The organism is Anaerotruncus massiliensis (ex Togo et al. 2026) (genome assembly GCF_030825285.1).
GTDB lineage: Bacteria > Bacillota > Clostridia > Oscillospirales > Ruminococcaceae > Anaerotruncus > Anaerotruncus massiliensis.
This window is the reverse complement of the sequence record NZ_JAPJQF010000012.1, coordinates 1-7,255: the sequence shown is the minus strand read 5'-3', so window position 1 is coordinate 7,255 and position 7,255 is coordinate 1. Positions and strand designations below refer to the sequence as shown.

At 63.7% G+C, this 7,255-nt stretch carries 7 protein-coding genes; 6 read left to right on the top strand and 1 reads right to left on the bottom strand.

From position 1 onward, the window contains the following. The first annotated feature begins 218 nt into the window (after positions 1-218). The 5 genes from RCI06_RS05725 (at position 219) to RCI06_RS05705 (ending at position 4,987) form a co-directional block, all read left to right on the top strand. A complete protein-coding gene (locus tag RCI06_RS05725; RefSeq protein WP_243107423.1) occupies positions 219-902 on the top strand; it encodes a Crp/Fnr family transcriptional regulator in 684 nt (227 codons plus the stop codon). Positions 903-1,078: 176 nt separating this feature from the next. Continuing rightward, on the top strand, positions 1,079-1,849 hold the full coding sequence (locus RCI06_RS05720; protein ID WP_306574910.1) for an RICIN domain-containing protein: 771 nt from the start codon (positions 1,079-1,081) through the stop codon (positions 1,847-1,849). A 219-nt stretch (positions 1,850-2,068) separates the two neighbouring features. Then, the gene (glf, locus tag RCI06_RS05715) at positions 2,069-3,241 is read left to right on the top strand and encodes a UDP-galactopyranose mutase (RefSeq protein WP_306574908.1); all 1,173 of its coding nucleotides are present in this window, start codon (positions 2,069-2,071) and stop codon (positions 3,239-3,241) included. Further along, a complete protein-coding gene (locus RCI06_RS05710; RefSeq protein ID WP_101551487.1) occupies positions 3,238-4,260 on the top strand; it encodes a glycosyltransferase family 2 protein in 1,023 nt (340 codons plus the stop codon). The genes glf and RCI06_RS05710 overlap by 4 nt, the downstream gene beginning before the upstream one ends. A 40-nt stretch (positions 4,261-4,300) precedes the next feature. After that, positions 4,301-4,987 carry a phosphatase PAP2 family protein gene (locus RCI06_RS05705; protein ID WP_306574905.1) on the top strand — a complete coding sequence of 229 codons (687 nt, stop codon included), beginning with the start codon at positions 4,301-4,303 and terminating at the stop codon, positions 4,985-4,987. Between the two features lie 146 nt (positions 4,988-5,133). Here RCI06_RS05705 and RCI06_RS05700 read toward each other — a convergent pair whose 3' ends face one another. Further along, entirely contained in the window at positions 5,134-5,430 is a 297-nt protein-coding gene (locus tag RCI06_RS05700) for a Dabb family protein (RefSeq protein ID WP_101551481.1), read from the bottom strand. A 233-nt stretch (positions 5,431-5,663) separates the two neighbouring features. On the opposite strand from RCI06_RS05700, the gene RCI06_RS05695 reads away from it, so the two are divergent. Then, complete coding sequence (locus RCI06_RS05695) at positions 5,664-6,746, top strand: hypothetical protein (protein ID WP_306574902.1); 1,083 nt, start codon at positions 5,664-5,666, stop codon at positions 6,744-6,746. The last annotated feature ends 509 nt before the right edge of the window (positions 6,747-7,255 follow it).

The following is a 7,255-nucleotide window of genomic DNA, read 5'->3' as shown; positions in this document are numbered from 1 at the left end:
TGTTTCTTTTTTTTATGGCGATAAAAAATGGGACCCACCAACCACGTTGATATTTTTTATTTTTTTCCCCTCCGGGGGCGGCCGGCCCCGCGAACGGGGGGGGGCCGGCCCGTTTTTGCGGGGAAGGGGCGGAAGGCCTTTCCAAAACCATACGATTATGGTATTATATCGTCTATAGGATCATATCGTCAGAAGGAACCGGAAAGGGGGCGGCGGGATTGCTGCAGGCGGATTACGAGGCGTTCCTCGAGGGGGGACTGCCCTTTTGGAAGAAGCTGGACGACGTCCAGCGCGCGCGGCTGCGGGAGACGGTGACGGCGCGCAGGTACGGGAAGGGCGAGACGATGCACGCGGGTTCGGAGGACTGCGCGGGGCTCTTCCTCGTGAAGGAGGGGCAGGTGCGGGTGTACATCCTCTCGGAGGGGGGCAAGGAGATCACCCTCTACCGGCTTTTCCCGTGGGATATCTGCATCTTTTCGGCCTCCTGCATGCTGCGCAACATCAGCTTCGACGTCTACGTCGAGGCGGAGAAGGAGACAGACGCGCTGCTGATCCCCACGACCGTCTACTCCACGCTGTCAAAGGAGTCTCTCGCGGTGTCCGACTACACCAACCAGCTCATGTCCTCGCGGTTCTCCGACGTGATGTGGGTGATGGAGCAGGTGCTCTTCATGAGCTTCGACAAGCGCCTCGCGCTTTTCCTGCTCGAGCAGGCGGAGATCGAGGGGACGGACCGGCTCTCCATGACCCAGGAGGTGATCGCCCGCAACCTCGGCTCGGCGCGGGAGGTCGTGACGCGGATGCTCAAGTATTTCCAGTCGGAGGGGCTGGTTTCCCTCTTCCGCGGCGGGGTGGAGATCACCGACCGGGAGGGGATGGAAGCCCTTTCCAAGCGGGTTTAGCGGAAAAATCAGTCCGACAATCGGTGAAATGGTTTGCACGGCGGGGATGGAAAAAATCTTTTTTATGCACAATCACTATTTTTGCTTCCAGAAAATTGACAATATGACGGTGCGTGCTATAATATCAGCAGGAAACGTGGATGAATGGCGAATGATATTGCGAAAGGGCGTTACAAATGGCGAAAAAGACTGCACAGCACACGAAAATTACGAGCGGCGTTTATTACCGCATCCTCTCCGCGCGCAGCGGCAAGGCGATGGAGGCGGACGCCAACAACCGCATCCAGATGTACGACGTCACCAACGCGGCCAACCAGTTCTGGGCGTTTGAACCGGCGGACGGCGGCAGCTACCGCATCGTGAACCGCCAGTCGGGCGAGGTCGTGGACGTCATCCTGGCGGGCACCGAAAACGGCGCGCAGATCCACCAGTGGGAGGACGTCGGCGCGGAGAACCAGAAATGGCTCCTCGTCCCCGCCGCGAACGGCTGCTACAAGATCCAGTCGAAGCTCTCCGGCCGCTGCCTGGATATCGTCGGCCTCTCGGACGAGAACGGCGCGCCGATCCAGATCTGGGACGACATGGACGGGGACAACCAGCTCTGGAAGGTCGAGGACCCCAACGCGCCCAAGGAGGAGCCGGTGAAGAAGGCCGCTCCCAAGGCCCCCGCCAAAAAGCCGGCGGCAAAGAAACCGGCCGTCAAGAAGGAAACCAAGACCGCGCCGAAGGCGGAAGCGAAGGCCGCGCCGAAGGCGGAAACCAAGGCCGCTCCGAAAGCGGAAGCCAAAGCCGCCCCGAAGGCGGAGGCCAAGACCGCTCCGAAAGCGGAAACCAAGGCCGCTCCGAAAGCGGAGGCCAAGGCCGCTCCGAAGGCGGAAACCAAGGCCGCGCCGAAGGCGAAGACCGCGGCGAAACCCGCCGCGAAGAAGGCCGCGGAGAAAAAATAAACTGGACAAAATCCCTCAAAATGCAACCCCGTCCATAGCGGGGTTGCATTTTTATGACAAGGTTCACAGGAAATTCACAGAAAGCTGTCCCGGAATCCCTCCGGATATGGTATACTTTGTGGGGATTTTCAAAGGGTTTGGCTCTTTAGAGGAAACTTGGAGATTTCCGCGGTATACTCTCGTTATGTCAGCAGAAGACGAAACGCAAAGGAGCGGGCTATGGAACACAACTACGACGCGGTCATTGTCGGCAGCGGGTTTGCCGGGGCGGTCACGGCGCGGCGGCTGGCCGAGGCGGGCAAGCGGGTGCTCGTGCTGGAAAAGCGGTCCCACATCGGCGGCAACGCCTACGACAGCCTCGACGGCGCGGGCGTCCTCGTCCACCGCTACGGGCCGCACATCTTCCATACGAACAGCGAGGCCGCCTGGCGGTTCCTCAGCCGGTTCACCGAGTGGCACCCCTACCGGCATGAGGTGGTCGGCAGCATCCGCGGGAAATTCGTGCCCATCCCCTTCAACCTCCATTCGGTCGACCTCTGCTTCGCGCCCGGCAAGGCGGCGCGCCTGCGGGAGCGGCTGATCGCCGGCTACGGGCCGGGCAGCCGGGTCCCGATCGCGGAGCTGCGCCGCCAGAGCGATCCCGAGCTCCGGGAGCTCGCGGAATACATCTTTGAAAACGTCTTCTGCCACTATACCGAAAAGCAGTGGGGCACCCCGCCCGACGCGGTGGACCCCTCGGTGCTGAAACGGGTGCCGGTGCTCGTCTCGGAGGACGACCGCTATTTCCAGGACACCTGGCAGGGCATCCCGGCAAAGGGCTATACCGCCCTCTTCGAGCGGATGCTCGATTATCCGGGCGTCGAGGTGCGGCTGGGGACCGAGGCGTCGGAGCGGCTGCGCGTGGGGGAGGACCGGGTCTATCTGGACGGGGAGCCGTTCGCCGGCGTGACCGTCTACACGGGCGCGCTCGACGAGCTCTGCGGCTGTTCGCTCGGGCGGCTGCCCTACCGCACCCTCGATTTTCAGTTCGAGACGCTGCCGGTCACCTGGTTTCAGCCGAAGGGCACCGTCAACTATACGGTCGACATGCCCTTTACGCGGATCACCGAGTTCAAATACTTTCTCGGGCAGGACCTGCCGGGCCGGACGACGATCGTCAGGGAGTTCGCGCGGGACTACGCCGGCAAGGAGGGGGAGATCCCCTACTACGCGGTGAAAAACCCCGGGAGCGACCGGCTCTACGCGGCCTATCTCGAAAAAATCTCCGCGGTGCCCCGGTTTTACCTGTTGGGGCGGCTCGCGGAGTACCAATACTACAATATGGACGCGATCGTCGCGCGGGCGCTCGAACGCGCCGACGAGATCCTCGCGGGATGGGAGGCGACGGCATGAAGCTCATGACCTATGTGGTGCCCTGCTACAATTCCGAGGCGTACATGCGCAACTGCATCTCGACGCTGCTGGCGAGCGGCGGGGAGGAGCTGGAGATCATTCTGGTGGACGACGGCTCGATGGACGGGACCGGCCGCATCGCGGACGAGTACGCGGCGCGGTATCCGGAGATCGTTCGCGCGGTCCATCAGGAGAACGGCGGCCACGGCGAGGGGGTCAACCAGGGCATCCGCAACGCACGGGGACTCTATTTCAAGGTGGTCGATTCGGACGACTGGCTCGACGTGCCGAGCGCGAAGGAGCTGCTGGCGACCATCCGCCGCCATCTGGAAAACGGCAGCCCCGCCGACCTCTACATCTGCAACTACGTCTACGAGCACGAGACGCAGGGCAGCAGGGTGATGCGCTACCGCAGCACCCTGCCGGTGGGGCGCATCTTCGGCTGGAGCGAGATCAGATCCTTCAAGCCCTGGCAGTACCTGCTCATGCACTCGCTCGTCTACCGCACCGCCCTGCTGCGGGAATGCGGGCTCGAGCTGCCCAAGCACACCTTCTACGTCGACAACCTCTTCGCCTACATCCCGCTGCCCTATGTGAAGACCCTCTGCTATCTCGACCTCGACCTCTACCGCTACTACATCGGCCGGGAGGACCAGTCGGTGAATGAGGCGGTGATGATCCGGCGGATCGACCAGCAGCTCCGGGTGACCCGGCTCATGGCGCAGGCCTACCGGGGGGAGCGGCTCGCGGCGATGGACCGCAAGCTGGTGAAATACCTGCTCAACTATGTGACGATGATGATGACGATCTCCTCCGTCCTGCTGACGGTGGACGGAAGCCCCGAGGCGCTGGAAAAGCGCGCGGCGCTCTGGAGCTGGCTGAAGGCGGAGAACCCCGGATGGTATTCGGCCATCCGCTACCGGTCGATCGCGACGTTCGTCAACCTGCCCGGCGCGTTCGGGCGGCGGCTGAGCGTCCAGAACTACCGCCTCGCCCGGCGGATCTATAAATTCAACTAGGTCCGGCGCCCGGACCCCGTGAGGAAACAGGTGATCTGATATGATAAGGAACTGGAAGACAACCCTCTGCAATTACCGGCATGCGGCGCTCCTGCTCTATTTTGTGCCCTATATGCTCTGGTTCGGCTGGCTGCAGGGCAACGCCCGCCCCGAACACTGGGCGGGTTCGTGGATCGACACGCTGATCCCCTTCCAGGAGATCTTCGTCATCCCCTACCTGCTGTGGTTCTTCTACGTCGCGGCGACGGTGGGCTATTTCCTCGTTTGCTCCAAGCCCGACTATTTCCGGCTTTGCGCCTTCCTCTTCGGCGGCATGACCGTCTGCCTCGCGATCTATACGGTTTTCCCAAACGGCCAGATTCTGCGGCCACTCGTCTTCCCGCGCGACAACCTGCTCACCGACGCGGTGCGCACGATCTACCTGGCGGACCCGCCGATCAACGTCTGCCCGAGCATCCACTGCTTCAATTCGATCGGCGTGAACATCGCGATCCGCCGCAGCGAGCTCGGCCGGCGGCATAAGGCCGTCCGCTGGGGCTCGGAGGTTCTGATGGTGCTCATCTGCATGTCCACCGTCTTTATCAAGCAGCATTCGATCGCGGACGTCTTCGCGGCGATCCTGCTGGCGGTGCCCTTCTACTTCGTGGTCTACCGCGGCGCCGAGCTCGCAAGAGCCTTCCGTCCCGCGCCCATCCGGACCCGCAAGGTCAAATTTGAAAATCCGTGACGGCGCTGCCGCACACGCATCACCGCCCCGGCCCGCAGACGCGGGCCGGGGCGGTTTTTCGCGCGGCGGGCCGGGATTTCGGCATTGTCCGCCGGGGGGCGGACAAAAAAACGGCCGCAGCGCGGCCGTTTTTGAAATCCCGGGGGTTATGCCTCGTAGTCCGCGACGACCCGCTCGGTGATGACCTTGCGGATGAATTCGCGCATTTTGAGGTGTTCAGGATGCTGGTCGTAGGCCTTGAGGGCCTCCTGCGAAACGAATTCGGAGTAGAGGACGAGATCGAAGCCCTTGGGGTTGATGTTTTTCCCCACCTCAAGGGTCAGGATGCCGTCGATGACGCCGTTCAGTGCTTCGAGCCCCTGCTTGATGAGCCGGGCGTTGTCCTCGCGGGTGTTGCCTTCTGCGACCTCTTCCAGTTTCCACATGACGATGTGCTTGACCATGATGTGTTGGACTCCTTTGTCCGGCGCGCGGCCGGTTTGTTGATGCCATTATCCTAGCATAAATGCGTTCCGGGTACAATCATTTTTATGCTTCTTTATACAATCTTAATATACTCCCGCGCGCCCCGCGGCTATGCGTGCCAAAAACTTCCGGGAGGGCGGCGCGCGGAATTTGACATACTAAGGAAAACAAAAATTCTGCCGGCCGACAGAGGCCGCAAGGAGGAAGAAGTATGAAACGATTGACCGCATGGACGCTCTGCGCCCTGCTCTTGACGGGCCTGCTGGCGGGCTGCCGGACGGCGGGACAGGACGGGGGCGAAAGCCGGGGCAGCCAGCCGTCCGCCTCGCTCGAGCCGAACACCGCCTCCCGGGAGAGCGCCCCGCAGGCGGACGTGCTGAAGACGGGGCTCGCGGTGATCACCTCGGCCGCCGACTCCACGTCCGCGGCCGGCGAAGAGGGGCTGGCGGACATCGGTTCGACGGCGGTCGCCCTGCTGGTGGACGGCGACGGACGGATTGCGGCCTGCGCGATCGACGCGGTGCAGAGCAGGATTCCCTTTACGGCGGACGGCGCGCTCGCGCTCAACGCGGGCACGGTGTTCCCCTCCAAGCGGGAGCTCGGGAAGGACTACGGGCTCGCGGAGGCATCGGGCATCGGCAGAGAGTGGTATGAGCAGACGGCGGCGTTTGCCTCCTATGTCACCGGCAAGACGGTCGCGGAGGTAAAGGGCATGGCGCTTGACGAGCGTACCGCCCCCACGGAGGCGGAGCTCTCCTCCTCGGTGACGATCGCGGTGGGCGGCTTTATCGACGGCATCGAGAAGGCGGCGCGGAACGCGCAGGCGCTCGGCGCGCGCGAGGGAGATTTCCTCGGGCTCGGGATCGCCACCAATATGCGGAACTCCAAGGGGGCGGGGGAATCGGAGGGGACCGCACAGGCGGATTCCACCTACGCGGCCGTTTCCTTCGCACCGGACGGCACGATCACGAGCTGCGTGCTCGACGGCTCGCAGGGCGCCGTGCGCTTTGACGGTTCGGGCGCCATCACCTCCGACCTGAACGGCCCCTTCCGCACAAAGAACGAGCTGGGCGACAGCTACGGCATGCGCGAGGCGTCGGGCATCGGCAAGGAGTGGTACGAGCAGGCCGCGGCCTACGCGCGGTACGCCGCGGGACGCACGGTCGGCGAGCTGGAGGAGCTCTCCGTCACCGAGAAGGGCGCGCCGGCGGGCGGGGAACTGGCCTCGTCCGTCACAATCTCGGTCGGCCCCTTCAACGAGGCGCTGCGCAAGGCCGCCGCCTACGCGGAGTAGGAAGAGAAACGGAAAAAAGCGAAAGCCCGGCGCAAGCCGGGCTTTTGTTTTTGCGCTTCGCGCCTGTTCCGCGCTTTCTGAAGAAAGCGCCCAAAGACTTTGATCAGGCCCGCCGCCGTCCGGCCTGTCTTTCGCGGCCCATGCCCAAGGCGAACATCCGCTGAGGCCCCCCGACACTGGGCCCGCGGGTCGCCGCAGCAATGCGCATGCGCCTCACGGCAGGCGCACTCTCTGTTTCCGCCCGTTGGGAACGCCCGCAACCTGAATTGAGCCCTCAGCTGGTGTACCCGTGGGGAGCGGCGGTAACCTGCGGGTCATGGCAAGGTGCTCCCGGGGGATACCGCTTAAAGTTCCGGCCCGCAGGGCCGGGTCCGCGTAGCGGACTCAAGCCGGGGTCGCGGGGCGGAGCGCCCGCGAGCGGCCGTCGCGCGTAGCGCGCTCCGGGCATCCGCCAAAGGCATCCTCTCAGGATTCCGGCCCTTCGGGCCGGGTCGCATGGCGACTCCCTA

Excerpts from the sequence above, each read along its gene's own strand:
- RCI06_RS05705 (WP_306574905.1), top strand. The coding sequence starts at position 4,301 with ATGATAAGGAACTGGAAGACAACCCTCTGCAATTACCGGCATGCGGCG.
- RCI06_RS05700 (WP_101551481.1), bottom strand. The coding sequence starts at position 5,430 with ATGGTCAAGCACATCGTCATGTGGAAACTGGAAGAGGTCGCAGAAGGC.
- RCI06_RS05695 (WP_306574902.1), top strand. The coding sequence starts at position 5,664 with ATGAAACGATTGACCGCATGGACGCTCTGCGCCCTGCTCTTGACGGGC.
- glf (WP_306574908.1), top strand. The coding sequence starts at position 2,069 with ATGGAACACAACTACGACGCGGTCATTGTCGGCAGCGGGTTTGCCGGG.
- RCI06_RS05710 (WP_101551487.1), top strand. The coding sequence starts at position 3,238 with ATGAAGCTCATGACCTATGTGGTGCCCTGCTACAATTCCGAGGCGTAC.
- RCI06_RS05720 (WP_306574910.1), top strand. The coding sequence starts at position 1,079 with ATGGCGAAAAAGACTGCACAGCACACGAAAATTACGAGCGGCGTTTAT.